Here is a 24,932-nt window from a genome sequence, read left to right on the forward strand (position 1 = left end):
GGGACCTGGCGACTGCGCGAGGCCCCCAGGGCGAAACCTCCCCGGGAAGGTGGGGCCTTCCCGGGGGCGAGAGGACACGCGGCGGAAGACTAGGTGAGGCTCTGCCGGGTCTCTTCGATCTCGTAGGCCTCGATGATGTCGCCGGCCTTGAGGTCGTTGAAGTTCTCGATGCCGATACCGCACTCGAAGCCCTGAGCGACCTCCTTGACGTCGTCCTTGAAGCGCCGCAGCGACGCCATCTTCCCGGCGAACAGCTGCTTGTTCTCGCGGATGAGGCGAACGATGGCGCCTCGCTTCATCACACCATCCAACACCGCCGCGCCGGCGATGGTGCCCAGGCGAGGAACGTTGAAGGTGTTGCGGACCTCCGCGCGGCCCAGCTTCTTCTCCGTGCGGATGGGCTCCAGCAGGCCCTCCATCTCCAAGCGCACCCCGTCGATGAGCTCGTAGATGATGGTGTAGCTCTGCAGGTTGACTTCCTGAGCCTTGGCCGCGGCCTCCGCACCCGACTCCGGGTGGACGTTGAAGCCGAGCACCACGCCCTTGGAGGCGGCCGCCCGCATCACGTCGCCCTCGGTGATGGCGCCCACTCCGGAGTGGACGACCTCCACCTTGACCTTGTGGGTGGAGAGCTTCTGGACGGCCTGCTTGACGGCCTCGGCCGAGCCCTGCACGTCCGCCTTGATGACGACGCGCAGCTCCTTGGGACCGCCGCCCGCCTTCGTCTTGGCGAACAACTGCTCCAGGGACTCACGGCTGACCTTGCCGAGCTCGGTCTGCCGCTCCTTCATGTTGCGGTGCTCGGCGATCTGCTTGGCCGCCTTCTCGTCCGCCACCACGTTGATGGCGTCGCCCGCGGTGGGAACACCGGACAGGCCGATGACCTCCGCGCAGTAGCCCGGCTTGACTTCCTTCACCATCTCGCCGCGGCTGTTGTTCATCGCGCGGACTCGGCCGTAGTGCGAGCCGGTGACGACGGCGTCGCCCAGCTTGAGCGTGCCTTCCTGCACCAGCACCGTGGCGACCGGGCCACGGCCGCGGTCCAGCTTGGCCTCGATGATGGCGCCGACCGACGGGCGGTTCGGGTTGGACGTGAGTTCGAGGACCTCGGCCTGCAGCGCCAGGTTCTCCAGCAGCAGGTCCAGGTTCTGCTTCGTCTTGGCCGAGACGGGAACCATGATGGTGTCGCCGCCCCACTCTTCCGGGACGAGCTCGTGGGCGGCCAGGTCCTTCTTCACGCGGTCCGGGTTGGCGCCGGGTACGTCCATCTTGTTGATGGCGACGACGATGGGGACTTCCGCCGCCTTCGCGTGCTTGATGGCCTCCACCGTCTGCGGCATCACGCCGTCGTCGGCGGCCACCACCAGCACCACGATGTCCGTCACGTTGGCGCCGCGGGCGCGCATGGACGTGAAGGCCTCGTGACCCGGCGTATCCAGGAAGGTGACGTCACCCCGCGCGGTGGTGATGCTGTACGCGCCGATGTGCTGGGTGATGCCGCCCGCCTCGCCCGACGCCACGTTGGCGCTGCGGATGGCGTCCAGCAAGCTCGTCTTGCCGTGGTCGACGTGGCCCATGATGGTGACGACCGGCGGACGCGGACGCTCGTCCTCGGGACGGGCCTCCACCTCGGGCAGGTAGTCTTCCACCTCGAAGCCCACGCGCTCGATCTTCCAGCCGTAGTCGCTGGCGATGGTCTCCGCCGTGTCGGCGTCCACCAGCTGGTTGGCCGTGGCCATCTTCCCCTGCGCCATCAGCTTCTTGATGAGCTCCGCGCTGCGGATACCCATGCGCTGGCCCAGGTCGGACACCGAAATGCCCTCCTGCAGCTTGATGACCTTCTTCTCCTCGGCCATCTGGGTGATCTGCGTCTTGGCGCCCTTCTTCGTGGGCTTCTTCTTCTTGCCACGGATGGGGATGGTGACGCGGCCCCAGACCATGTCCGTCAGTTCCTGCTTGGACACGCTGGTCGTATCGCCACTGGTGCGCTTGCGCTGGCCACGCTCCTTGTTCTTGGAGACGTCCACCAGTTCGCGGCCCCGGCCCAGATGGTCCGGAACCACCTTGTACTCACGGCGCTCGGGGATGCCCGCGCGGCCCGGAGCCATGGGGTACTGCTTCGCCTGGCCGGCCGTGGGGGTGACCCGACGCACCTGGATGAGCGGGCGCGAGATGACGACGGCCTGAGTGGCCGTGGGACGCGCCTGACCGCCCGTCGGAGACACCTGGGCGTGCGGCACACCGCCCACCATGATGGTGGGACCCTGCGGCGCGGCGGTGCCACCCGCGGAGGCCTGCGCTCCAGGAGCGGAGCTGGGACGCACCGGCCCCTGGCCGGGACGCGTGCTCTGGCTCTGGTACGACGGATAGCTCGGACGACCGCCCGGACCACCGGGACGCCCACCCGGACCGCCCGGACCACCGGGACGTCCACCCGGACCGCCCGGACCACCGGGACGCCCACCCGGACCGCCCGGACCACCGGGACGTCCACCAGGACCACCCGGGCCACCCGGACGACCACCGCCCGAGGGACCGCTCCGCTGCCCGTAGCCCGGCGCGGGGCCCCGAGACACGACGGTCGCGGACGAAGACGGGGGAGAAGACGTCCGGACAGTCGGCGGAACCGGCGAGCGCGGAGGGGGTTGGGGCAAGTGGGTACTCTCCTGAGAAGGGGAACGAGGCTGCGCGGCGGCAGCTGGGGGAACGGCGGGGGCGCGAGGCGCCTCGACCGGGGCCTTGGGGGCCTCCGTTGCGGCTGGAGGCGTGGCGGCCTGAGCGGGCTGCTGCTCGGTCACCGGGGGAGCCGTCGGAGCCGCGGGCGCGGCGGTGACGGCGGGAGACTCCTCCACGGAGGGAGCCGGAGCCGTCTCGACAGCGACGGGCGGGGGCTCCACGGCGCGAGGCGCCTCCTCGGGAGGCTGGTAGGCCTCGACGGGGGGATGAGCGGACTCAACGGGTCCGGAATCGTAGTGGTCATGGGAGTCCGCGGAGTGCGACTCCATGCCCGCTTCGGCGGAGCCCGCGGGCGGGCCCACCTTGCGGCGCACCACGAACCCCTTCGCCGTCACGGGAGGCGCTGCCTGCTTCGGCTTGCGCTTGTCCAGGATCTTCTGGACGGCGGCGGTCGCCTGGTCGTCATCGAGGGAGGACGAATGGCTCTTGACGTCGTAACCGAGCGCGGACAGCTCGTTTACGACCTCCTTGTTGTCGAGCTCAATGCCGTGGCCCTTGAGCTCCTTGGCGATTTCGTGGACGCGCTTCTTCGACATATTGCCCTTGTTGGCCTGCCGCACCCGGCGACTCCGGGGCGCAGCACCCTAGCTCAAACCCGAAAATGTGTGCGAGTGGTCCTTAACACCCACTCCCCCCCAACACCCCTCCGCCCTCATGGCGCAGGCTCCTATGCCTACCCGAGCTGCGACGGGTCTACCAACCCCGCCTTCCCGCGAAAGGCCCGACCAAACGCCTTCCGCTTCAGCGCTGCCGTCATACAACCGACACCGCACAGGTAGGCGCCCCGTCCGGGCAGCCGCCGCTCCCTGTCCACCACGACAGCGCCCCCAGGCCCTATCACGAACCGGGTGAGCTCCGCCTGCGGTCGCTTGGACCCGCATCCGACGCACATCCGGACCGGGCCTGACCGCGCGCTCTGCTCCGCTGGTACCAAGCGACCTGCTGGGCGCCCCACATCCCCTCTCCTCTTCACTCTTCCTAGCTTACGGCGACTTGGTGGCTTCCGCGCCACCGTCCAGGGTCGCCGTCGTAATACCGCGCTCGGCGTTCAGCTCCGTGCGCAGCTTGGCCTCCTCCACGAGGTAGTTTTCCGCCGCGCTCTTGAGCTGGCGGGCCTTCTTGATGCCCACACCCGGAACGTCGCCCAGCTTCGCCAGGTCCTTCTCGTTGGCGATGTCCTCCACCGTGCGGTAGCCGGACGCCACGAGCTGTTCGATGGTCTTCTCGCCAACGCCGCGCACGCGAGCCATGCGCTCGGTCTGGGACAGCTCGTCGGGGTGGCGGCGCGCCTCGGCCAGCCGGGCCTGCTCCCTTTCATAATCCATGCGGGACAGCTCCGCCTGGTCTTCCACCATGCGCCTGCGGGCCTCCTCCTGCATGGAGGGGACACGGGCGGGGTCCACACCGGGGATCTGCGCCAGCATCTCCGCGTTGGCCTCCGCCACGTCCCGGGCCTGCCGGAAGCCGTGGGCGTAGAGCGTCTCCACCAGCATCTCGTTGACGCCCGGCAGCGCACCCAGCGAGCGACTGGCGAACTCGCGCATCTCGCGCACGCGGCTCTCGCTGTTGATGTCCAGCTTCCAGCCCGTCAGCTGGGCCGCCAGGCGCACGTTCTGTCCGCGCCGGCCAATGGCCAGGCTGAGCTGGTCGTCCGGGACGATGAGCTCCATGGCGTGGTTGGCCTCGTCGATGATGACGCGGCTGACCTCCGCGGGCGCCAGCGCCGAGCACACGAAGCGCGCCGGGTCTTCATCGTACGGGACGATGTCGATCTTCTCCCCGCGCAGCTCCTGCACCACCGCCTGCACGCGACTGCCCTTCATGCCCACGCACGCGCCCACCGGGTCCACGTCCGAGTCGCGGCTGGAGACGGCGATCTTCGCGCGGCCACCCGGCTCACGCGCGGCCGCCTCGATGACGACGATGCCCTCGGCGATTTCGGGCACCTCCATCTCGAACAGCTTGGTGAGCAGGTTCACGGAGGCGCGGCTGAGGACGATCTGCGGGCCCTTGGACTCGCGCAGCACGTCCAGCACGTAGGCCTGGACGCGGTCGCCGGGGCGGTACGTCTCTCGCGGGACCTGCTCGCGCACCGGCAGCACGGCCTCGGCGCGGCCCAGGTCCACGATGATGTTGCCGCGCTCGAACCGGCGGGCGATGCCGGTGACGATCTCGTTCTTGCGGTCCTTGTACTCGTTGAAGACGTTCTCGCGCTCCGCGTCCCGCGTGCGCTGCAGGATGACCTGCTTGGCCGTCTGCGCGGCGATACGGCCGAAGCCGCGGCGGAAGGTCTTCAGCCGGAGGATGTCGCCGTACTGGTCGTCCTGGGCCTTGGCCTCGTTGGCGTCCTCGTCCCGGTAGAAGATCTGGAAGACGAGCTCGTCGCCGGGCTCCACTTCCATGCCCTTCTTGTGCGACTCGGTCAGGTTGATCTGATTGACCGCTTGAACCGGGTCGGTGATCTCCTCGACCACGGTGATGGCCTGGAACAGCTCCACCACGCCCTTGTCCGCGTCGTACTTGGCCTCGAGGTTGCGGTCCTGGCCAAAGTGCTTCTTGGCCGCGGTCTTCATCGCATCCTCGAGGGTGGCAATCAGCACAGCCCGGTCGATGCCCTTGTCCTTGGCGACCTGGTCCAGGACAAGGTTGAGGTTGACGGTCGGGTTGGCTTGTTGCGTAGGCATTGTCTTCTCCTGAATGGGTCCACGGGCCCCCCGCGCGGCAGGGTGCCCTGTATGTCGACGTCTAGAACTCGAACTCCAGGTTCGCCTTGGCGATGTCCTTGAAGAGGATGTGGAAGGTTCCGGCACCTTCCACCTCCACCGAGATACTGTCGCCCGCCACCCCGGTCAGCGTGCCAGTGAAGCTCTTTCGCGGCGGCTCGCCCACCGGCCCGAACGTCTTCACTTTCACCTTCTGCCCCTGAACTTGCGCGAAGTGGGTCGGCTTCCTCAACGGCCGATCCACCCCGGGGCTGGAGACCTCCAGGCTGTACTCGTGGGGAATGAAGTCCTCCACGTCCAGCACCGGGTCCACCGCGCGGGACACCTGACTGCACTCGTCCAGTCCCACCCGGCCCCCTGGCTTGTCGATGAAGAGCCGCAACACCCAGCCCTCGCGTTCCCGGATGAACTCCAGGTCCACGAGCTCCAGGCCCTCGCCCGCAACGAGGGGCTCGAGCACCGAAAGGGCCCGTTCCTCCACCGTCTGCTTGAGGTTCTTCTCCGACATAACTGGGAAACCAGGCTCCAAAAACGCGAAAAGCGGGCACGGCGGCCCACTTTTCGAGGTGCACATCGAAAAATGTCGGGCGCGTCCGTAACACACGCCCCAGCGGGGTGTAAAGGAAGGACGCTCCCTCTCGGGTCCCGTGAAACCTGGCCAACAGGGCAAGGAATTCCCAGGGGTTCCGCGTGCCGGGCGGGCGTTATAACGCGCCCATGCACCTCATCGCCGCCGCCCAGATGGTGTCCACTGCGGACAAGGCCCACAACGTGGAAGTCGCCACCCGGCTCGTCCGGCGCGCCTACGACCTGGGCGCCCGCCTGGTGGGACTGCCAGAGAACTTCTCCTGGATGGGACCCGAGCCAGAAAGGCAGGGCGCGGCGGAGGGCCTGGATGGCCCCACCCTCGCCCGGATGGCGGAGCTGGCGCGCGAGCGGAAGGTGACGCTCCTGGCGGGCAGCGTCCTGGAGACCGGCGCCCCTGGCGGGCGGCTCTACAACACCAGCGTCCTCTTCGGCCCGGATGGCGAGCGACGGGCCGTCTACCGGAAGATGCACCTGTTCGACGTCGAGGTGGGGGATGGTGCGACCTATCAGGAGTCCGCGGCGGTGGCGCCGGGGACGGAGGTCGTCGCGGCGGACACGGAGGTGGGGCGGCTCGGGCTCTCGGTTTGCTACGATTTGAGATTCCCTGAGCTGTACCGCCGGCTGTCCAAGGACGGGGCGACGCTGCTGGCGGTGCCGGCGGCCTTCACGATGATGACGGGCAAGGACCACTGGGAGGTGCTGCTGCGGGCGCGCGCCATCGAAAACCAGGCGTACGTGCTGGCGCCCGCCCAGGGCGGCAGGCATTCGGCGCAACGGCAGACGTATGGCCACGCCATGGTGGTGGACCCCTGGGGGTTGGTGACGGCGAGGGCGTCGGAGGGCGAGGGCCTGGCCGTCGCGCCGGTGGACCTGGAACTCCAAGCGCGCATCCGTCGCGACCTCCCCTGCCTGCGACACCGCCGATTGGACTAGCCTGGGGGAACCTGATTTCCGGACGGTCCCCTTCTCGTGAATGGTCGACGTTGGTTTCCCATGCTGCTCGCGCTCGCGCTCCCGGCTTCGCCGCTCGGCTGCACCGCCGAGGACGCGCCCGCCGTGCCCACGACGTCCACGACTCCGGCGCCCGTGCCCCGCGCGCACCTGCGAGGGTTGAAAGGGAACGTCCAAATCAAACGCTCCATCGCCGACGAGTGGAGCACCGCCAGCGACGGCGTCCCCTTGTTCGAGAACGACAAGGTGCGCACCGAGGCGGGCGCGGGCGCGGACCTCGTCTTCAGCGGCAACGGGAGCATGGTGCACCTGGGCGGTGACTCGCTCATTGGAATCGCGGAGACGCGTCCGAGGCCGGGTCGTCCGCGCACGGACCTGACGGTGCTGCGCGGCCGCATCGACGCGGAACTGGAGCGCCCCTCCACGCAGTCGCTCTCCGTCAACACGCCCGCGGCCACCATCCAGGCAGGAAGGGAGATTGTCTTCCAATGAAGACGGCACTGCTCCTGCTCGCGTGGCTGAGCGCCGCGCCCCCGGACACCACCGTGGTGGGCCCCCAGGAGTCCCTGCGGGAAGTGGCCGAGCGCGTGCTCGGAGACGCGAACGCCACCGCGGAGCTGCGCGCCCTCAACAGCCTGTCCTCGGATGCCGTCGCGCCGGGCACGCGGCTGAAGCTCCCCGGTCAGGAGCGGGGGCTGGCCCTCAAGGCCCTGGAGACGGCGCGCACCCTCGTCGCACAGGCGAAGGGCACCGGAGTCCTGCCGGAAGCGGAGGCACGGCTGAGTGAAGCCGAGGTCTACTTCCGCACCGCGCGTTATGCGCAGGCGTCCGAGGCGGCCAACGCGGCCGGGACGATGGTGTCAGGGGGGCGAGCGCCCCACCCTTCCACCTTCAGCGTGCACGTGGAGCCGGACGCGGGCACCACCACCGTCAGCGTCACCCGAGGCCCCCCCGTCCGCGTGGAGGCCGAGGGCGTCACGCGGCCCGTCGCCCCAGGTGAAACCGTGCTCGTGGAGAAGGGACGACCTCCCGTAGTCCCTGCCACGCCGCTCGCGCCCCCCCAGCCCGAGCAGCCCGAACAGGGCGCGGTGCTGAAGCGACGCGCGGACGCGAAGGGACACCTGGGTCCGGTGAAGCTGACGTGGGCGGCGGTGACGGGCGTGGAGCGTTATGAGGTCGAAGTCGCCCGAGACACGCAGGGCGCGGCCGTCGTCACGCAGACGGCCACGTCGCCGGAGCTGAAGCTGCCAGTGCTGCCCGCGGGGCGTTACTGGTGGACGGTGCGGGCGGTGGGCGCCTCGGGCCGGTCCGAGCCGTCGGTGGTCCGTCGGTTCGAGCTCGTCCCCGAGCGACTCAAACTCGAAGTCCAGAAGGGCCAGTGGCAGTAGTCCCTGGAGGAGTCGCCCCGTGCGCCTGTTCAAAGCCATCCTCCTGTTGATGCTCGTGGTGAGCATCGTCCCCACGCTGATGGTGGGGTGGCTGTCCGTCACACATACCCGCGAGCTGCTGGTGCGCGACGCGCAGGAGCTGGCGCAGGAGCGCGTGAAGCAGCTGCGCCTCAAGGCCGAAATCTTCCTGGGCGAGCCCACCGAGGCCGTCATGGGCCTGGCCCGCGTTCCGGACTTCTTCGGCTTGCCCCTGGAAGCACAGCAGACGCACCTGGCCTCGGTGCTCTCTCAGCGACGCGAAGTGCTGGCCCTCACCGTCTTCGGCCCGGATGGGAAGCGACTCCCCGGACTCCAGGCCTTCTCGCGTCACGACGTGCCGCCCACCGCGCTCGCCTCGCACGAGGAGCGCGGTCGCGCGCTGCTCGAGGGCGGCATGGAGGGGCCTCGCTACTCCGACGTGGTGGCGACCGGCGGCGGTGGGCCGGTGGTGACGCTGGCGTTCCCCGTGGGCGAACCGGTGAAGGGCTTCATCACCGCGGACCTGTCCCTGGCGGGCCTGCGACAGATGCTGGAGCAGGAGCGCGTGGGCAGCACGGGCTTCGCGTACCTGTCGGACCATCGCGGCCACCTCGTCGTCGGCGGAGGCGGCGTGGCGGCACTGGGCGGAGATGTCTCCCAGCGCAGCCCCGTGGCGCACCTGCTGCGGCAGTTGGCCAGCACGCCCGACGCGGAGCTGTTCCACGTGGGCAACTTCGGCGAGGGCCGCGACGCGGTGGTGGCGGCATACACCGTGCTGCCCGAGACGGGCTGGGCCATCGTCTCCGAGCAGCCGGTGGAGCACGCCTATCGCCAGGTGGAGACGATGGAGCGCCGCATCCTCCTGGGGCTGGGCGCGGCCATCCTCGTCGCCCTGGTGATGGCGGCCCTCTTCTCGCGCAACCTCACCCGCCCCCTGAAGGTCTTCACCGACGGCGCCCTGGAGCTGGCGCGCGGGAAGTTCGGCGTGGAGGTGAAGATTCCGCAGAAGAACGAGGTGGGCGAGCTGGCCCAGACGTTCAACTACATGAGCAAGCAGCTGCTCGCGTACGACATGGAGAACCGCGGCCTCTACGAGAGCCTGGAGAAGGGCTATCTCGAGACCATCGTCGCGCTGGCCAACTCCATCGACTCCAAGGACGCGTACACGCGCGGCCACAGCCAGCGGGTGGGTGACCTGTCGGTGGAGATTGGCCGGGAGCTGAACCTCACCGAGCGCGAGCTGCGACAGCTCCAGTACGGCGGCATCCTCCACGACATCGGCAAGATTGGCATCGTCGAATCCATCCTCTGCAAGCAGACGAAGCTGACGGACCAGGAGATGGCCATCATGCGCGAGCACCCGGCCATCGGCGACGCCATCATCGGCCCGGTGAGCTTCCTGGGCGCGGTGCGCGCGTGCGTGCGCCACCACCACGAGCGGTGGGACGGCACGGGCTATCCCGACAAGCTCCGAGGCGACGACATTCCCCTGCTGGCCCGCATCGTCGCCTGCGCGGACACCTTCGACGCCTGCACCTCCACGCGCCCGTATCAGAAGGCCATGCCGCTGGAGAAGGCGATGGAGATTCTCGACAGCCTCACCGGCGCGCAGTTGGACCCGCAGGTGGTGGCGGCCCTGCAACGGGTGGTGGCCAAGAAGGGCGTGCGGCTGGAAGGCCACCGGCTGCCCGTCAAGCTCGCCTCGTGAGCCGCGCGCCCCCGACCCGGAAGGATGCTAGGGAGGGCGCACCGCTGTTGAGATTTCGAAAGGTGCAAAGTTGAGCTTCTGGGACCGCATCAAACCCTCGACTCCCTCCGCCACCGCGACGGACGCCCGCCTGTCACCCGACGGCTCCCACCTGGAGCTGACGTGGGACGACGGCACGAAATCGGGCGTCTCCGCACAGACGCTCCGTCAGCAGTGCCCCTGCGCTGGCTGCGTGGACGAGTGGACGAACCAGCGCACGCTGGACCAGACCAAGGTGCCCGCGGACCTGCGCGTCAAGCAGGTCCACCCGGTGGGCAACTACGCGCTGACCTTCGCCTTCAGCGATGGCCACACCACCGGCATCTACCCCTGGAAGCTGCTGCGCGACCTCACCCAGCCCCCCACCGCCTGAGAGCGGCTGCCCCGGAGAGCCCGCCGTGAACGAACGCTATCGGCTCGTCAGGCCCCTGGCCTCCGGAGGCATGGCGGAGCTGTTCCTCGGCGTGGCCCGGGGCGCGGAGGGCTTCGAGCGCACCGTCGCCATCAAGCGCATCCTCCCGCACCTGGCCCAGGAGCCCGACATCGCGCGGATGTTCCTGGCCGAGGCCCGACTCGCCACTCAACTGCAGCACCAGAACATCGCCACCGTGTTCGACGTGGGCGAGAGCCCCTCGGGCCTCTTCCTGGTGATGGAGCTGGTGGACGGGTGGGATTTGGGCGTGTTGCTGCGCCTCGCCGCGCGGCAGCGACAGCGCTTTCCTCCGCACCTCGCGGCCTTCGTCACGCTCCAGGCGCTCGCGGGCCTGCACCACGCCTACCGCAAGCTCCACGAGGGTCGTCCACTGTTGGTGGCGCACCGGGACGTGTCTCCGTCCAACATCCTCGTGTCCCGCGAGGGCGAGGTGAAGGTGACGGACTTCGGCATCGCGCGGTTCAACGGTGCGTCTTTCACCGAACCGGGGCTCTTCAAGGGCAAGGAGGCCTACAGCGCCCCCGAGGTCCTCCAGGGAGAGCCCGCCACCGCGCTGAGCGACCAGTTCTCCCTGGGCATCGTCTTCCACGAGCTGCTCACCGGCGCGCATCCCTTCGCGGCCACGTCGCAACCGGGCTCCGTCGCGGTGGCCATCGTCTCGCGGGACGTGCCGCCGCTACCACCGGACGTGCCCGCGCCGCTCGCCGCCGCGGTGCAGCGCATGATGGCCCGCGCGCCCGAGGCTCGCTTTGCCTCGCCGGAGGCCGTGGCCGAGGTGCTCGCGCGGTGGCTCGCCCGGTCGGGTGAACCCGCGACCGCGCATGCCCTCACCGCATTCCTGTCCACGCTGCCCTTGCCCCCCACGCTGAAGGAACAGGGCGAGACAGCCAGCGACGCGTCTTCGGAAGCTGCCCCGTCGATGTCGCTCGCTCCGGAAGCGCCTCCCTTCTCGTCGGAGGCGGACGAGTCCTCGGAGCTGGCGGGTATCGAGCTGAGCTCGAGTGGACGGCTCATCCACCGCTGTGTTCGCTGTGGCTCGCCGTTGTCCGCGCCTCGCGCGCCCTGCGCCGTCTGTGCCGCACTGCTCGCACCTCCGGCCCCGGGCGCGTTCTCGACTCCGGACGAGCATGGCTCCGGGTTTCTCGCGGCGGATGCATTTCCCTCCTTCGGGGACGTGGCCTCGCATGCGCACGCGTCTCAGGGCGCTCCCAGCCATTCGAGAGGGGGCCACGCTCCGCCCCCTGCTCGTGGCCCTTCTCCCGGGAACGTCGCCGCGCCGCCTGCACCGGTCGCCAAAACGAAGCTCTACGGGACGACACCTCCGGGGCCTCAAGGCAGCGCCGTGGTCGGAGCACCTGCCGCCTCCGCGCGGCGTCCCCCGCCGCAACCTGCTCTTCGAGAGGTGGCCTCCGGCACGCAGTCCCTCGCCGACAGCATCGAAGGCGCACCGCGCAGGCCCTCGGCACCGAGCGTGCTTCGCGCGGGCCCCGAGGCCCTGGAGCTGGAAGAACGCGCTCCGCGTCCGGAGAGCACCTTTGACCAGATTCCCGCCTCGCGTGCGCCGAGGCGCTGGGGCCGACGCATCATCGCGCTCCTGGGTGTCGCGGCGGCGGTGGGCGGCAGCGTGTGGCTCTGGCCCCACCGCACCCAACTCACGGGGCGACTCATGGCCAGCGTGAATCAGCCCATGGCCGCGCCCGTGCTCATGCTCATGAGCGAGCCCTCGGGTGCGACGGTGCTGGTGGACGACAAGCCCGTGGGGACGACGCCCCTCGCGCTCGACAACCTGTATCCGGCGGGCCCTGTCTCCGTGCAGGTGCGCCACAAGGGCTACCGCACCTGGAAGGGCACCTTCCCCGGAGCCAAGGCCGCGCAGCTCGAAGTGAAGCTGCAGCGCTGAGGAGCATCACCCCGCGCGGGCCACGCCGTGTCGCGTGGCCCACAAGGTTCGCTCACTTCACCAGACGCAGGTGACTCCGACGCGGCGGAGGCGAGTCGTCCTTCGGCCCTTCGGGCGGCGGGACTTCCGACGGAGTCGGTGGCGGTGGCGCCACCTCATCCACGGGCTCGGTGGGCACTTCGCGCAGGAAGGTGCGAGGACGCTCGGCGGCCACGGGGACGGGGAGCGGCTGCGGCGGAGGACGCGCGGCGGCGGGCTGCTGAAGCAGCTCCGGTGGCATGTCCTCCATGTACATCCACGACTCCTTCGTCACGTGGCTGGCGATGGCGAACAGCGCCGACCACGGCACCGCCACCGTGAAGCGCGAGCCCGAGAAACTCAACGTGCAACGCACACCCCACTCGCCCACCGTGAGGTCCGGTGGGTCGAAGCGGTACGAAAGGTTGAGGCGTAGATGGGCCTCTCCCCGGAGTGATGCGGGAACGAGCACGCCCGGCCTTCGCGCGTCCAGGTGGATCATCACCATCCCCTGGTCCAGCGAGGCGAGCAGCCGCTCCTTCTTGTCCAAATCCTTCGTGTCGTCCATCCGGTGTACGGCGGAGAGAAATGCGGGCGCGCTCAACGACGGCGCACGGCCCGGTCCATCTCCCGCTTCGTCTCCCGTTCCTTGATATCGTGGCGTCTGTCTTCGTGTGTCTTGCCCCGACAGAGCCCCAGCTCCACCTTGGCGCGCCCCTGCTTGAAATACAGCACAAGCGGGATGATGGAATAACCACGCTCCCGCACCTTGGTGGTCCACCGGTCAATCTCGGCCCGGTGCATCAGCAGCTTCCGGCCGCGCGTGGGCAGATGGTCGAACACACTGGCGGACTTGTAGGAACCGATGTGGGCATTGAGCAAGAACAGCTCACTGCCCTTGGGCAGGGCGTACGCGTCCGAGAGGTTGGCCTCCCCTTGTCGCAGCGACTTCACCTCGCTTCCCGTCAGCTCCAGACCGGCTTCCACCTTTTCGTCCACGGTGTAGTCGAAGCGCGCACGCCGGTTCTCGGCGACGACCTTGATTCCCTGCTCGCCGCCAGCCGGCCCCTTCGACTTTCCACCCGATGCCATACGTGTCCTGGGTCTCCTAACCGCCAAGCGCCATGTTGTCGATGAGGCGTGTATTGCCGCTGAAGGCCGCCACCAGCAGCCGAGCGGCCTGTCCGGGGGCCACCGATGTGAGCGGCGTGAGTCGCTGGGCGTCCACCAGCTCCACGTAGTCCTCACGCAGCCCGGCGGACGACAGCTCGTGCCGGACAGCGCCCGTCAGCGCCTCCGCATCCCGCCTGCCGCCCTGAAGCAACGTCAGCGCGGCCCGGAGGCCTCGCGACAGGGACAGCGCTCGCTGCCGCTCCTCGGAGGACAGGTAGGCATTTCGGCTGCTCATCGCCAGCCCGTCGGGCTCGCGAACCGTCGGCATCCCGACGATGTCCGCGCCCAGGTGCAGGTCCCGGTTGAGCGCCCGGATGACCTGGAGCTGCTGGTAGTCCTTCTCCCCGAACAAGGCCGCGTCGGGCCGGAAGAGCGCCAGCAACTGGGTGACGATGGTGGCCACGCCCCGGAAATGCCCCGGACGGCGGGCGCCACACAGGCCCTGGCTGACCTCCGTCACCTCGACGTAGGTCTCGTAGCCGGGCGGGTACATGGCCTCGGGCACGGGCGCGAAGACGACGTCGGCGCCCGCTTCGCCACACTTGGCCAGGTCGCCGTCGAAGTCGCGCGGATAACGCGAGAGGTCCTCGCGGGGACCGAACTGGGTGGGATTGACGAAGATGGAGACGGCCACCACGTCGGCGCGACGGCGCCCCTCGCGGATGAGCGAGAGGTGCCCTTCGTGCAAGAAGCCCATGGTGGGCACCAGCGCGAGCCGGCGCCCCTCACGGCGCAGCCCCGCCGCCCACGTCTTCACTTCATCCACGGTGCGGAGGACGGCGGGCGCCATGGCTAGACCGGAATCCCGTAGACGGGGCCGACCTTCTCCTCACCCTCGGCGGGAGCTGCGACCTCGCCCTCGAGGACCTTGCCCGTGCCCAGGGCCGCGGGGGCCACCAGGCGGATACTCTTGCTCGCCTTGAACGAGTGGTCCTCGTCCGGGAACGCGCCCTGGCGGATCTCCGTGAAGAACGCGCCGGCGGCCTCGGTGATGGAGCCGTGCAGGTTGGCGTAGCGCTTGACGAACTTGGGCTTGAAGTCCGGGTTCATTCCCAAGAGGTCGTAACAGACGAGCACCTGTCCGTCGCAATAACGTCCCGCGCCAATGCCGATGGTGGGGATGCTCAGGCTCTGCGTAATCGTGCGCGCCAGCTCCAGCGGCACGCCCTCCAGCACCAGCGCGTAGGCGCCTGCGGCCTCCAGGGCCAGCGCATCGTCGAGAATCTTGCGCGCCTGCTCCTCGTCACGGCCCTGGACGACATAGCCGCCCATCTTGTGGACCGACTGAGGCGTCAGCCCCAGGTGCCCCATGACGGGGATGCTGGCGCGGACGATGGCGCGGACGACGTCCGCGAACTCGGCGCCACCCTCGAGCTTCACGCTGCCCACGCCGCCTTCCGTCACCAGCCGGCCCGCGTTGCGGACGGCCTCGTGCGCGGAGACCTGGTAGCTCAAGAAGGGCAGATCTCCCACCACGTGCGCCCTCCTGGCGCCCCGCGTGACGGCCGCCGAGTGGTAGACCATCTGGTCCATCGTCACGGGCAGCGTGGAGTCATGTCCCTGGACGACCATGCCCAGCGAGTCACCGACGAGCAATACGTCCGCACCCGATTGGTCCAGGATGTGGGCGAACGTGGCGTCGTAAGCGGTGACCATGCAGATCTTCTGGCCGATCTGCTTGAAGCGCTTCAGCGAATGGATGGTGACCTTGTCCTTCACGGTTCACCTCCTGATGGGTGAGGGTGGATACGGCTCAAGCCGCTTCGCTGCCCCTCGCCGTCCCAGGAAGGGATCGCCGGAAGCCACGAAGTCGGCCCCAGCAGTCTAACGCCCCCAGGGCGCCCGTGGGACTTCATCAGCGGGCAACCCACCAGGAGCCCGAAATCAGGGCCGCCGGGATGCCTTGGGGAGGTAGTGCTGCGTCCCCGGCTTCGCCTTCCGGATGGCGGCGAGCAGGTCTTCCCGGTCCGCCTCGTTATTCACGAAATCAATATCCGACGTATCCACCACGAGGAGCGGCGTCTCCGTGTAGTGGAAGAAGAAGTTGTTGTACGCGTGGACGAGGCCCTCCAGGTACGTGGGGTCGAACTTGCGTTCGAACTCGCGGCCCCGCTTCTTGATGCGCTGGAGCAACACGTCCAGGCGGGCCTGGAGGTAGACGACGACGTCGGGCTTGGTGACGCGAGGCCCGAGCGCCTCGAAGACGCGCTCGTAGAGGGCCAGCTCGTGGGCGTCCAGGTTGAGGTGGGCGAAGATGCGGTCCTTGGCGAACAGGTAGTCGCTGACCGTGACGGAGCGGAAGAGGTCCTGCTGGAACAGCTCCTGCTGCTGCCGGAAGCGCGACAGGAGGAAGAAGATCTGCGTCTGGAACCCGAACTTCTGCCGGTCCGTATAGAAGTTGGAGAGGAAGGGGTTCTCCTCCACGACTTCAAGGACGCGCCGCGCGCTCAGCCGCTCCGAGAGGATGTTGGAGAGGCTCGTCTTTCCGACGCCAATGGGCCCCTCGACCACGATGTACCGGTAGTCCATCCGCCGAGGCCTCCCGACCCGGAATGCGCGGTGCGGCCCATGCCCGCCTCTGACGAGGACGCGGGGCCTCGCGTGGGGGCGCGGATAACACAACATGGCCGGATGGATCGGCAATTTTCCACGGCCGGGGCGATGACGGGAACCCCCAGCGCTCGCTTGACGCTGTGGGGGGCATCCCCTTACGGTCGCGCCGATTCCATGGTGTGTGCGCGGGGTGCCCTTCAGTCATGAGTGGAAGGCAGCGGGCGAAGACGGTGGTGCGGCTCGAAGAGGCCCGCCAGAGCGCCGCGCCCAAGGCACCGGCAGAGCAGCCTCCCGTGGAAGCAGACCCGCTCTACGGCGTGGTGTTGTTGAAGACGGCCCTGGAGCTGAAGCGGCGCAAGGACGGCACCGTGGAGGAAATCCTCCGCGACGTGCTGGCCCGCATGCGAATCCCGGAGGCGGAGTTCCGCGCGTTCCTGGAGCAACAGGGCGGACTGCTCCAGGCCCTCGGAACGCGCTGCAGGTAGCCAGGCAGGCGGGCGAGTGCCCGCCCCTCCCCTACTCCTCCGCCCCACCCTCGTCGGACAGGTCCACCTTGGGCGTCACCGTGCCCGGAGCCACGGGGCCGAGCGCGCGCTCTATCGCGGCGAACTCCTCCGGCGCGAGCGTCTCCGCGCGGCGCATCGGGTCGATTCCCGCCGTCTCCAGCGCGGCCAGCATCACCGCGGGTGTGCCGAGCGACTTGTCGGACTTGAGCGAGTTGAGCAGCGTCTTGCGGCGCTGGGCGAACGACGCCTTCACCACGCGGGTGAAGCGCGCCTCGTCGATGATGGGCGCGCGCGGCGTCTTGCGGCGCGTGAGTGACAGCACCGCGGAGTCCACCTTCGGCGGCGGATGGAAACGCCACGCCTCCAACGTGAGGACATTCTCCGCGTCGAAGTGCAGCCCGAGCAGCACGGTGAGCAGGCCGTACTCGCGCGTGCCGGGCTCGGCGGCGAGCCGCTCCACCACTTCCTTCTGCAGCGTGAAGACGGCGCGCGAGACACGGGCTCGCTGCTCCAGCACGCGAAAGAGGATGGAGCTGGTGAGGTGATACGGAAGGTTGCCGGCGACGGCGACCTCGGGGGCTCCGGCGACCTCGGCGAAGTCCACGGTGGCGGCGTTGCCCGCCACCACGCGCACCCCGGGGATGGCCTCCTTCTCCAGCACCGTCACCATGTCCCTGTCCCGCTCCACAGCGGTGACGAGCGCACCGGTGGCGGCGAGGAAGCGGGTGAGGTGGCCCAGGCCGGGCCCCAGCTCGACGACGGGCTCACCTGGGCGCAGGTTCAGCGCGTCCGCGATGGCCTCGAGGGCCTCCTCGTCTCCGAGGAAGTTCTGGCCCCAGCTGTACTTCGCGCGCAGGCCATGGCGCTTGAGGATGTCTCTGGGCGATTCCAACCGGGTGTCCTTGCTCACATGCGCCAGGCGGGGTCAGCCGCCAGACGGAAGTCTCCGCGCAGACCGCGGCGCCAGGCCTCATACCCCGCGACGGCGATCATCGCGCCATTGTCCGTGCACAACCGCACCGGCGGCAGGAACATGCGCAGCCCCCGCTCCTCGGCGCGCTGCTGACACAGCGCCCTCAGGCGCGAGTTGGCCGCCACGCCTCCGCACAGCACGAGGTTCCGGTGGCCCAGCCGACGCGCGGCGGCCACCAGCTTCTTCGACAGCACGTCCGCCACCGCCTCCTGGAACGAAGCGCACAAGTCGTTCAGCGCCTGTCCCTGGGGCACGCCGTGCTTCTGCACGTGGTGGAGCACCGCCGTCTTCAACCCGGAGAAGGACACGTCGAAGTTGTCCCCCGGCAGCGCGCGCGGGAAGCGGATGGCCGCCGGGTCACCCTTCTTCGCGAGCTCGTCGATGGGCTGTCCCCCCGGGTACGGCAACCCGAGGATTCGCGCCGTCTTGTCGTACGCCTCGCCCGCGGCGTCATCGCGCGTGCTGCCCACCAGCTTGTAGTGGCCGAACGCCTGAACGTCGTAGAGGCTGGTGTGTCCACCGGAGACGACGAGGCCGAGGAACGGCGGCTCCGGTGCATCCTCCAGCAAGCGGATGGCCAGCAGGTGGCCCTCCAGGTGATTGGCGCCGACGAAGGGCTTGCCGGTGGCGAGGCTCAGCCCCTTGGCCACCTGGAGTCCCACCAGCAGCGCGCCGATGAGGCCCGGGCCGGAGGTGACGGCGATGAGGTCCACGTCGTCGAGCGTCTTCCTGGCGCGCGTCAGGGCCTCGTGGATGACCGGCATCACCTGGACGATGTGGTTGCGGGAGGCCAGCTCCGGCACCACGCCGCCCCAGCGCCGGTGGATATCCACCTGGGTGGAGACGACGTCCGACAGCACCCGCCGCCCGTCCTCCACGACGGCGGCGGCGGTCTCATCACAGGAGGTTTCCAGGCCGAGGACGAGCAAGGCGACTCACTTCACTTCCAGCAGGACGGGGAAGGTACCGGGAGGTCCGCCGCCCACTCAGTTGCCGAGCATCTTGAGCATCGCGCGGGCCTCGTTGGCGGATGCCCCCGAGGGTTCCAGCATCAAATACTTCTTGTAGGCGTCGGCCGCCTGGGAATTCTTCCCGATGGACTGGTAGGCCATGCCCAGCGACAGCCAGGCGCGTGAGTTCCGCTCGTCATCGCGCACGACCTCTATCAGCAGCTTCGTGGCCTCGCGGAAGGCCGCGTCCGACTCGAAGCCGTTGACCAGGGCGATGCCCAGTCCGGCCTTCGCCTCGGTGGAGCCGGGCTTGAAGAGCAGCGCCTTGCGGTAGAACGCCGCCGCGGACTTGTAGCGACTTCCAACGGTGGCGGACCGCGCCTGCTTGATGAGCCCCGCGTACTCCACCTCGGGGTCCACGGCGGGAGGAGGGGGCGTGCCGGAGTCGGCCACCGCGGGCGGCGCCTCCACCACGGCGGTGCCCGCGTCCGGCCCGGTGGCCACGGGCGTCTCGACAACGAGCGTGCCGGAATCCGTCGCGGTAGCGGGCGCCTCGACGACGGGGGTGCCGGAATCCGTCGCGGCGGCGGGCGCCTCGACGACGGGGGTGCCCGAGTCGGCCTCGGTGGGCACGGGCGGAACGACGTCCGAGCCCTGGGACGGAGGAGGCGTCTGGACGGTCCCCACCTTCGGCGGCTCGGGAGGCGGCGTGTCCTGCGGCTTCTCGCCTCGACCTCCGATGACGACCACCGCCGCCACCGCGCCGATGAGGGCCAGCGCCCCCGCGACGTAGAGCCCCGTGCGCTTGGGGCGAACGGGAGCCACGTCGGAGTCGGAGGAAGCAGGACTCGACGGTGTCACGGACGGCGTGGGCGACGCAGCGGCGGTGATGACGGGCGTCGGCGTCACCGGGGTGACCAGGGCCGGAGGCGGCGCGGACGGCGTCGGCGGCTCCTCGGGGATGACGGGCGCGACGACGGGGCGCTCGGGAACACCGTGCCCCGGGTACGGAGGAAGCGCGAGCTGCGGCGGCGCGGACGCGGGGACTTCCTCGACCTCCGCGATGGTGTCGACGTCGACGGTCGAGGACTCACCGCCGCTCACCAGCGTCACCTCGGAAGACGGAGGCGCGGGCGTCGGAGGCGGAACGGGCGGGAAGGGATTGGGCCCCACCGCCGCCCCACCGAAGATGGGGGCGCGCGGCGCGGGCGCGGGCTCCACGGCGGGAGCGCTCGATGACAGGGCGTGCGCCGAGGAACCCCCGTTTGTTCCGAAGCCTCGCGGGCCCGGCGACCACACCGAGCCCGGTCCCCAGGTCGTGGGCGCGCTGATGCCCTCCGTGTCCACTCGGCTCCAGTCGAGCAGCAGGCTGCGATGCGCATGCTCCACGGCGCGGTGGGCCGGCGGCGGCTCAACGAGGAAGGACGAGCCTTCCGCCACCACGGGCGGCAGCGTGGGCGCTTCGCCATCCGCATCCGCCGGGTCTTCGTATGCCGGGCCCTGGCGCTTGGGGCGCGCGTGGAAGACGACGACGTTGGCGGGCACCGCCGGCGCGGGAGCGAAGTGCTCCTCGGGCGGGGCCGTGACGGGCTCCTCCTCCACTCCCGCGGGCGGCGCGAGCACGCTGTGCGGCATGGCGCGCACGGCGGGCGGCTCCGGCTCTACGTGCGCGACGACGGCGGGCGGCTCCGGCTCCACGGGCGCGGCGACGGGGGCCTGCGGCGCGGGCTCCACGGGGGCGCTCGGCGGCGGGGCCGCGTTGAGCCACTGCTCGATGCCGGGCTTGGTGCTCTGCACCGGCTCCAGCGGCGCGTTGCCCAGCTCGCGGATGAGCCCCTCGAAGTACAGCTTGCTGATGATGCCCAGCGCGGCCAGGTCCTCGAAGTCCGAGTCCTCCACCACGCGGCTCAGCGCGCGCTTGCCGTCGAACAGGCGCAACAGCCCGTTCACCTCGTCCGGAATCTCCGAGAGGCGGTCGGCGAGCTGGTGGTAGTCGATCTCGAACACCGTCTCCAACGGAGGCAGCTGCTCGAGCATGCGCCCCCACTCGTCGAGGCGCCGCATGCCCTCCATCAGCAGACCCTGCGTGGAGATCTCGATGCGCTCGGGCCGGTCCAGCGAGGTGAACTGGACGTCGAACTGGCCTTCGAAGGTGTTGAGCAGCCGGTAGAAGGCGTTCTCGCCCTTGAGCCGGCCCAGCTCCGCGTCGATGACGCGACCTTCCTTGAAGTAGACGGTGCCGGTGCGCTCGCCCTGGATGGAGATGACGCCCGTCTTGCGGCCAATCTCGAACGTCTGGACCAGGTCCACCACGCCCATGTCGGCGAGGCTGCCGGCGAAGCCACCCTTCGTCGTCTCCCGCTTTTCGATCCTCTCCTTCTCCGCCTTCTGGAGGATCATCTTCACGCGGGTGACGATCTCTTTGATGTAGATCGGCTTGGTCAGGTAGTCGTCGCCGCCAAGCTCCAGGCCGCGCACCTTGAACTCGACCGACTTCTGACTCGTCAGGAAGACGAACGGGATGAACTTGAAGCGCTCATCCGACTTGAGCGCCTTGCACAGCTCGAAGCCGTCCATCTCCGGCATCTTGGTGTCCGCGAGCACCAGATCCGGTGGGCTGATCTGCACCTTCTCGATGGCGTCCTTGCCGTGGATGGCCGTCGTCACGGAGAAGCCGGCCTTCTTCAGGCTGACCTCCATCACGCGAAGACTCTTCGCGTCCCCATCCACCAGGAGCAGGTGCTGCTTGGCCACGTTACTTGCCTTTCATCACGGAGGACGATTCGCGGAAGTGCCCGGCGCGGGGGAGCATCCTGCCCGCTTTCCAGGCATGTCAATGGGTTGGAGCGGCGAGGAAGCTGGCTGCCCCCCGTTCAACCAGGGGGTGCGAGCAGTCCCTGGAGGGTAGCGCGAGCCCCCGGCAGAGGCTCCCATCCGCCGGGGTAGGACTTGGGGCGCCAGAGGCGGCCTCAGCGGAAGAATCCCCCCTTCTTGGGTGGGTTCTTCTTCCGCATGTCGATCAGCCGCAGCTCCTGGTTCGCCTCCAGGTGCTTGGAGTTGGAGCGGACCGCGTCCCGGAAGTGGCGCTCGGCCCGGTCCATGTCGCCCTCCACGCGGGCGATGACGCCCAGCTGGTAGTGGGCACGGTCACAGTTCGGGTCGGTGCGGACCGCATCCGCCATCATCTGCTTGGCCTTGGCCATGTCCGCCTTGCGCGCGGGGTCCATGTAGATGGCCCAGGCGCGCGCGGCCAGGTAGGTCGCCTTGGGGTCCAGCGCGTAGGCGCGCTCGTAGTGGTCCGACGCGGTGGTGAAGTCGCGCTTGCGGAAGTAGACCTCGCCCATCTTGTAGAGGTCGTCGGGGCTGCTCTCCGGCCGGCCCGGCGCGGGGCGGGACGACGAGCCTCCGGACTGGGGCGCCTTGGGCATCGACTGCTGGGCCTGGAGCGTCTGGATGTAGGCCTTGCGGCGGGCATCGTCGTAGAGGACCTCGTACGCCTCGCGGATGCCCTCGAAGACGGAGGTGATCTTCTGCGCGAGGTGCGGCAGCGTCGGCGGCAGGCGGTCCGGGTGGAAGACCTTGGCCAGGCTGAGGAAGGCGGCCTTGACCTGATCCCTCGTTGAGTCCTGGGAAACGCCCAGCACGTAGAAGTGGTCGCGGCGGGCCTGGATGTCGGCGAAGCGCTGCTCGATCTGCTGGGCGTGGCGCGCCTCGTCCGGCTTGGGGGGCTCGGAGGGGGCGGCGACCGGGGCGGTGGGGCCGGGCTCGGCCACGGGCGTCGCGGCGGTGGTGGCCGGGGCTCCCCGATTCCCGAGGACGCCCATGTTCTCCATGGCACGCCGCAGCAGGCGCTGGCGCCGCAGCTTCGCTGCCTCGTCGGGATTGGAGGGATCTGCCGCCACGTCGTCCTCGTCGAAATCCCAGTCGTCTAGATCACCGGACGGCTCGGACCACGCAGTCTCGCCAGTTGGGCCGGTGTTGTCACCGGGGAAGGTCTCGAAGTCCGATTCAATGGTCGCCTCGACGATGCCTTCAACGGGAGGCTCGTCGACGTTCGCCTGATTGACATCCGAGCGGACGAGCGTCTCCAGGTGGGCATCCACGTGCTGGAGCGCGGCCTCGAAGGAGGCGGTCAGCGTTTCGGCGGCCTCGTCCTTGTCGAATGAGACGATGCGCCAGAGGTCGTCCTCGGTGGCCCTGCCGCTCTTGGGGGGCGTGGGCCCCAGGCGCAGCGGCGGCGGCGCGGCGACGGGGGCGGGACGGGTGGCCCACAGGCTGTCGTCGGTCTCCTGCTCGACAGACTCCTCGTCGGGGCTTTCCTCGGGCTCCACGGGCATGAGGACGGGAGGGCCGTCCAGGGCGACAGGGGTGAGGACGGGCGGCCCCGCGACGGTGCGTGGAGGCAGGGAGGGCGGTGTGGGCAGCGGATCCGCGGCGGCCCAGAGCTCGGGTTCGGGCTCGGGTTCGAGCTCGAGCAGCGGCAGGTCGGACTCGGACTCGGCCGGCGGCGTGAGGAGGGTCTCCTTCGCGCGCCAGGACTCGTCCTGGACGGGGACTCGGTCCCGGGTCCGGGTGGGAGGCACGGTGCCCGGAGGCTCGTCCGCGAGCCAGGGCTCGAGCGGCTGGGACTTCGAGCGCCGCAGCGCCTCTTCCATGTCGTGGAGGAGCTCCGCCTGGGCGCGCTCCCTGGCCGTTCGCAGGGCCTCGCGGCTTTCGGCATGGAGGGGGAGGCTCGCCTGGGACGAAGACGCAGCGAGCGGCGGGACGTTGGAGGCGCGGGGGAAGGGGTTCGCGGGCGGCGGCTCATCGGGGTCCGCGGGGATGATGTCCCCGACGTCGAGAGTGAGCGCGTCGATGTCGTCCGAGGCGTCAGCTGTGGGGGCCGAGGGCGCGGGGAGCTGGAGGGCCTGCTCCGGCGCGAGCTGGGCCTCTTCGGCGATGTGCTGTTCGTCGGACTGGAGGGCATCGGCGGCGAGGCGCGCTTCCTCGACTTGCCGTGCCTCGTCGGCGAGGCGCTGCTCCTCCGCGAGGCGGGCTTGTTCGGCGTGACGTACTTCCTTCGCGCGCCGCACCGCATCCGCGCGGCGACGCTCGACTTCGAGACGGACTTCCTCGGCGTGACGCGCCTCTTCCGCGAGCCGGGCCTCTTCCGCGAGCCGGGCCTCTTCCGCGAGCCGGGCCTCCTCGGCGAGTCGCTCTTCCTCTGCGAGAAGCTGGGCTTCTTCGGCCAGGCGGATGATTTCGGTACGCTGTTCTTCCTCGGCGCGGAGCCGAGCCTCTTCGGCCAGACGGGCTTCCTCGGCGCGCTGTTCTTCCTCGGCGCGCTGTTCTTCCTCGGCGCGGAGCCGAGCCTCTTCCGTCAGCCGGGCATCTTCCGCGAGTCGGGCTTCTTCCGCGCGGAGCTCTTCCTCGGCTCGGAGTCGACCCTCTTCCGCCAGCCGGGCTTCCTCCGTGAGCCGAGCCTCTTCCTCGCGGCGCTCCTCCGCGAGCCGGGCCTCTTCCTCGCGGCGCTCTTCAGCAAGTCGGGCCTCTTCCGCGAGCCGGGCCTCTTCCTCGCGGCGCTCCTCAGCGAGTCGTGCCGCTTCAGCGAGTCGTGCCTCTTCCTCGCGGCGCTCCTCGGCGAGCCGGGCCGCTTCAGCGAGTCGCTCTTCCTCCGCACGAACGCGAGCTTCCTCCGCGAGCCGAGTCTCCTCAGCGCGTCGCTCTTCCTCCGCGCGGACCCGTGCCTCTTCGGCAAGTCGCGCCTCTTCCGCGAGTCGCTCTTCCTCGGCACGAACCCGGGCCTCTTCGGCGAGCCGGGCCTCTTCAGCGAGTCGCTCTTCCTCCGCACGAACCCGGGCCTCTTCAGCCAGCCGGGCCTCTTCAGCGAGTCGCTCTTCCTCCGCACGGACCCGTGCCTCTTCGGCAAGTCGCGCCTCTTCCGCGAGCCGGGCCTCTTCCGCGAGCCGGGCCTCTTCTGCGAGTCGCTCTTCCTCCGCACGAACCCGAGCCTCTTCAGCGAGCCGGGACTCTTCAGCCAGCCGAGCCTCTTCCGCGAGTCGTTCTTCCTCGGCACGGAGTCGCGCCTCTTCGGCGAGTCGGGTCTCTTCCGCACGAACCCGAGCCGCCTCCGCGAGTCGGGCTTCTTCAGCGAGTCGCTCTTCCTCCGCGCGGACCCGCACCTCTTCGGCGAGTCGAGCCTCTTCGGCGAGTCGAGCCTCTTCAGCGAGGCGCTCCTCTTCCGCCAGCCGCGCCTCTTCGGCGAGGCGGGCATCTTCAGCGCGGCGCTCTTCCTC

Annotated in this window: 20 protein-coding genes; 7 read left to right on the forward strand and 13 right to left on the reverse strand. The window is 69.5% G+C overall.

Annotation, left to right across the window (positions count from 1 at the left end; translation table 11 throughout):
• Positions 1 to 89: 89 nt before the first annotated feature.
• The 4 genes from infB to rimP all read right to left on the reverse strand — a co-directional run bounded on the left by infB (position 90) and on the right by rimP (position 5,967).
• A complete protein-coding gene (gene infB / locus HUA74_RS35535) occupies positions 90 to 3,272 on the reverse strand; it encodes a translation initiation factor IF-2 (protein WP_174458115.1) in 3,183 nt (1,060 codons plus the stop codon).
• A 137-nt stretch (positions 3,273 to 3,409) separates the two neighbouring features.
• On the reverse strand, positions 3,410 to 3,628 hold the full coding sequence (locus HUA74_RS35540) for a YlxR family RNase P modulator (RefSeq protein ID WP_246137650.1): 219 nt from the start codon (positions 3,626 to 3,628) through the stop codon (positions 3,410 to 3,412).
• 91 nt (positions 3,629 to 3,719) lie between these two features.
• The gene (gene nusA, locus HUA74_RS35545; protein ID WP_141647290.1) at positions 3,720 to 5,420 is read right to left on the reverse strand and encodes a transcription termination factor NusA; all 1,701 of its coding nucleotides are present in this window, start codon (positions 5,418 to 5,420) and stop codon (positions 3,720 to 3,722) included.
• A gap of 61 nt (positions 5,421 to 5,481) precedes the next feature.
• The gene (gene rimP / locus HUA74_RS35550) at positions 5,482 to 5,967 is read right to left on the reverse strand and encodes a ribosome maturation factor RimP (RefSeq protein ID WP_141647291.1); all 486 of its coding nucleotides are present in this window, start codon (positions 5,965 to 5,967) and stop codon (positions 5,482 to 5,484) included.
• Positions 5,968 to 6,176: 209 nt separating this feature from the next.
• Here rimP and HUA74_RS35555 point away from each other — a divergent pair, with 209 nt between their 5' ends.
• The 6 genes from HUA74_RS35555 (at position 6,177) to HUA74_RS35580 (ending at position 12,484) form a co-directional block, all read left to right on the forward strand.
• Positions 6,177 to 6,980 carry a carbon-nitrogen hydrolase family protein gene (locus HUA74_RS35555; RefSeq protein ID WP_174458116.1) on the forward strand — a complete coding sequence of 268 codons (804 nt, stop codon included), beginning with the start codon at positions 6,177 to 6,179 and terminating at the stop codon, positions 6,978 to 6,980.
• A 60-nt stretch (positions 6,981 to 7,040) separates the two neighbouring features.
• On the forward strand, positions 7,041 to 7,490 hold the full coding sequence (locus tag HUA74_RS35560; RefSeq protein WP_141647293.1) for a FecR family protein: 450 nt from the start codon (positions 7,041 to 7,043) through the stop codon (positions 7,488 to 7,490).
• Positions 7,487 to 8,386, forward strand: a complete 900-nt coding sequence (locus tag HUA74_RS35565; protein WP_174458117.1) for a peptidoglycan-binding protein LysM — start codon at positions 7,487 to 7,489, stop codon at positions 8,384 to 8,386. Before HUA74_RS35560 ends, HUA74_RS35565 begins: the two co-directional genes overlap by 4 nt.
• Positions 8,387 to 8,405: 19 nt before the next feature.
• Positions 8,406 to 10,112, forward strand: a complete 1,707-nt coding sequence (locus tag HUA74_RS35570) for an HD domain-containing phosphohydrolase (RefSeq protein WP_174458118.1) — start codon at positions 8,406 to 8,408, stop codon at positions 10,110 to 10,112.
• A gap of 70 nt (positions 10,113 to 10,182) precedes the next feature.
• Complete coding sequence (locus tag HUA74_RS35575; protein ID WP_141647296.1) at positions 10,183 to 10,524, forward strand: DUF971 domain-containing protein; 342 nt, start codon at positions 10,183 to 10,185, stop codon at positions 10,522 to 10,524.
• Positions 10,525 to 10,549: 25 nt separating this feature from the next.
• On the forward strand, positions 10,550 to 12,484 hold the full coding sequence (locus HUA74_RS35580; RefSeq protein ID WP_174458119.1) for a protein kinase: 1,935 nt from the start codon (positions 10,550 to 10,552) through the stop codon (positions 12,482 to 12,484).
• A 52-nt stretch (positions 12,485 to 12,536) separates the two neighbouring features.
• On the opposite strand, the gene HUA74_RS35585 is transcribed toward HUA74_RS35580, so the two are convergent.
• The 5 genes from HUA74_RS35585 to HUA74_RS35605 form a co-directional block, all read right to left on the reverse strand.
• Positions 12,537 to 13,070 carry a ClpXP protease specificity-enhancing factor SspB gene (locus tag HUA74_RS35585; RefSeq protein ID WP_141647298.1) on the reverse strand — a complete coding sequence of 178 codons (534 nt, stop codon included), beginning with the start codon at positions 13,068 to 13,070 and terminating at the stop codon, positions 12,537 to 12,539.
• A gap of 32 nt (positions 13,071 to 13,102) precedes the next feature.
• Positions 13,103 to 13,594, reverse strand: coding sequence for an SsrA-binding protein SmpB (gene smpB, locus HUA74_RS35590; RefSeq protein ID WP_141647299.1), 492 nt, complete (start codon positions 13,592 to 13,594; stop codon positions 13,103 to 13,105).
• Between the two features lie 16 nt (positions 13,595 to 13,610).
• Complete coding sequence (panC, locus tag HUA74_RS35595) at positions 13,611 to 14,465, reverse strand: pantoate--beta-alanine ligase (protein WP_174458120.1); 855 nt, start codon at positions 14,463 to 14,465, stop codon at positions 13,611 to 13,613.
• Between the two features lie 2 nt (positions 14,466 to 14,467).
• Positions 14,468 to 15,394 carry a 3-methyl-2-oxobutanoate hydroxymethyltransferase gene (panB, locus tag HUA74_RS35600; protein WP_174458121.1) on the reverse strand — a complete coding sequence of 309 codons (927 nt, stop codon included), beginning with the start codon at positions 15,392 to 15,394 and terminating at the stop codon, positions 14,468 to 14,470.
• Positions 15,395 to 15,559: 165 nt separating this feature from the next.
• Positions 15,560 to 16,204, reverse strand: coding sequence for a deoxynucleoside kinase (locus tag HUA74_RS35605; protein WP_174458122.1), 645 nt, complete (start codon positions 16,202 to 16,204; stop codon positions 15,560 to 15,562).
• Positions 16,205 to 16,431: 227 nt separating this feature from the next.
• On the opposite strand from HUA74_RS35605, the gene HUA74_RS35610 reads away from it, so the two are divergent.
• Positions 16,432 to 16,713, forward strand: coding sequence for a hypothetical protein (locus HUA74_RS35610; protein WP_141647303.1), 282 nt, complete (start codon positions 16,432 to 16,434; stop codon positions 16,711 to 16,713).
• A 31-nt stretch (positions 16,714 to 16,744) separates the two neighbouring features.
• On the opposite strand, the gene rsmA is transcribed toward HUA74_RS35610, so the two are convergent.
• The 4 genes from rsmA to HUA74_RS46125 all read right to left on the reverse strand — a co-directional run.
• The gene (rsmA, locus tag HUA74_RS35615; RefSeq protein WP_174458123.1) at positions 16,745 to 17,626 is read right to left on the reverse strand and encodes a 16S rRNA (adenine(1518)-N(6)/adenine(1519)-N(6))-dimethyltransferase RsmA; all 882 of its coding nucleotides are present in this window, start codon (positions 17,624 to 17,626) and stop codon (positions 16,745 to 16,747) included.
• A 14-nt stretch (positions 17,627 to 17,640) separates the two neighbouring features.
• Positions 17,641 to 18,636 (reverse strand): tRNA (adenosine(37)-N6)-threonylcarbamoyltransferase complex transferase subunit TsaD, encoded by a 996-nt coding sequence (gene tsaD / locus HUA74_RS35620; RefSeq protein WP_174458124.1) that lies wholly within the window; start codon positions 18,634 to 18,636, stop codon positions 17,641 to 17,643.
• A gap of 57 nt (positions 18,637 to 18,693) precedes the next feature.
• Complete coding sequence (locus HUA74_RS35625) at positions 18,694 to 21,411, reverse strand: response regulator (RefSeq protein WP_174458125.1); 2,718 nt, start codon at positions 21,409 to 21,411, stop codon at positions 18,694 to 18,696.
• 215 nt (positions 21,412 to 21,626) lie between these two features.
• On the reverse strand, positions 21,627 to 24,932 hold a 3,306-nt coding region (locus tag HUA74_RS46125; RefSeq protein ID WP_254625396.1), incomplete at its 5' end, for a DnaJ domain-containing protein.

The organism is Myxococcus sp. CA051A, from assembly GCF_013336705.1.
GTDB classification, from domain to species: domain Bacteria; phylum Myxococcota; class Myxococcia; order Myxococcales; family Myxococcaceae; genus Myxococcus; species Myxococcus llanfairpwllgwyngyllgogerychwyrndrobwllllantysiliogogogochensis.

Coding starts and splice junctions, on each gene's coding strand:
- HUA74_RS35610 (WP_141647303.1), top strand. CDS start 16,432: ATGAGTGGAAGGCAGCGGGCGAAGACGGTGGTGCGGCTCGAAGAGGCC.
- smpB (WP_141647299.1), bottom strand. CDS start 13,594: ATGGCATCGGGTGGAAAGTCGAAGGGGCCGGCTGGCGGCGAGCAGGGA.
- rimP (WP_141647291.1), bottom strand. CDS start 5,967: ATGTCGGAGAAGAACCTCAAGCAGACGGTGGAGGAACGGGCCCTTTCG.
- HUA74_RS35540 (WP_246137650.1), bottom strand. CDS start 3,628: ATGTGCGTCGGATGCGGGTCCAAGCGACCGCAGGCGGAGCTCACCCGG.
- infB (WP_174458115.1), bottom strand. CDS start 3,272: ATGTCGAAGAAGCGCGTCCACGAAATCGCCAAGGAGCTCAAGGGCCAC.
- panC (WP_174458120.1), bottom strand. CDS start 14,465: ATGGCGCCCGCCGTCCTCCGCACCGTGGATGAAGTGAAGACGTGGGCG.
- HUA74_RS35560 (WP_141647293.1), top strand. CDS start 7,041: ATGCTGCTCGCGCTCGCGCTCCCGGCTTCGCCGCTCGGCTGCACCGCC.
- HUA74_RS35585 (WP_141647298.1), bottom strand. CDS start 13,070: ATGGACGACACGAAGGATTTGGACAAGAAGGAGCGGCTGCTCGCCTCG.
- HUA74_RS35605 (WP_174458122.1), bottom strand. CDS start 16,204: ATGGACTACCGGTACATCGTGGTCGAGGGGCCCATTGGCGTCGGAAAG.
- HUA74_RS35565 (WP_174458117.1), top strand. CDS start 7,487: ATGAAGACGGCACTGCTCCTGCTCGCGTGGCTGAGCGCCGCGCCCCCG.
- nusA (WP_141647290.1), bottom strand. CDS start 5,420: ATGCCTACGCAACAAGCCAACCCGACCGTCAACCTCAACCTTGTCCTG.
- HUA74_RS35555 (WP_174458116.1), top strand. CDS start 6,177: ATGCACCTCATCGCCGCCGCCCAGATGGTGTCCACTGCGGACAAGGCC.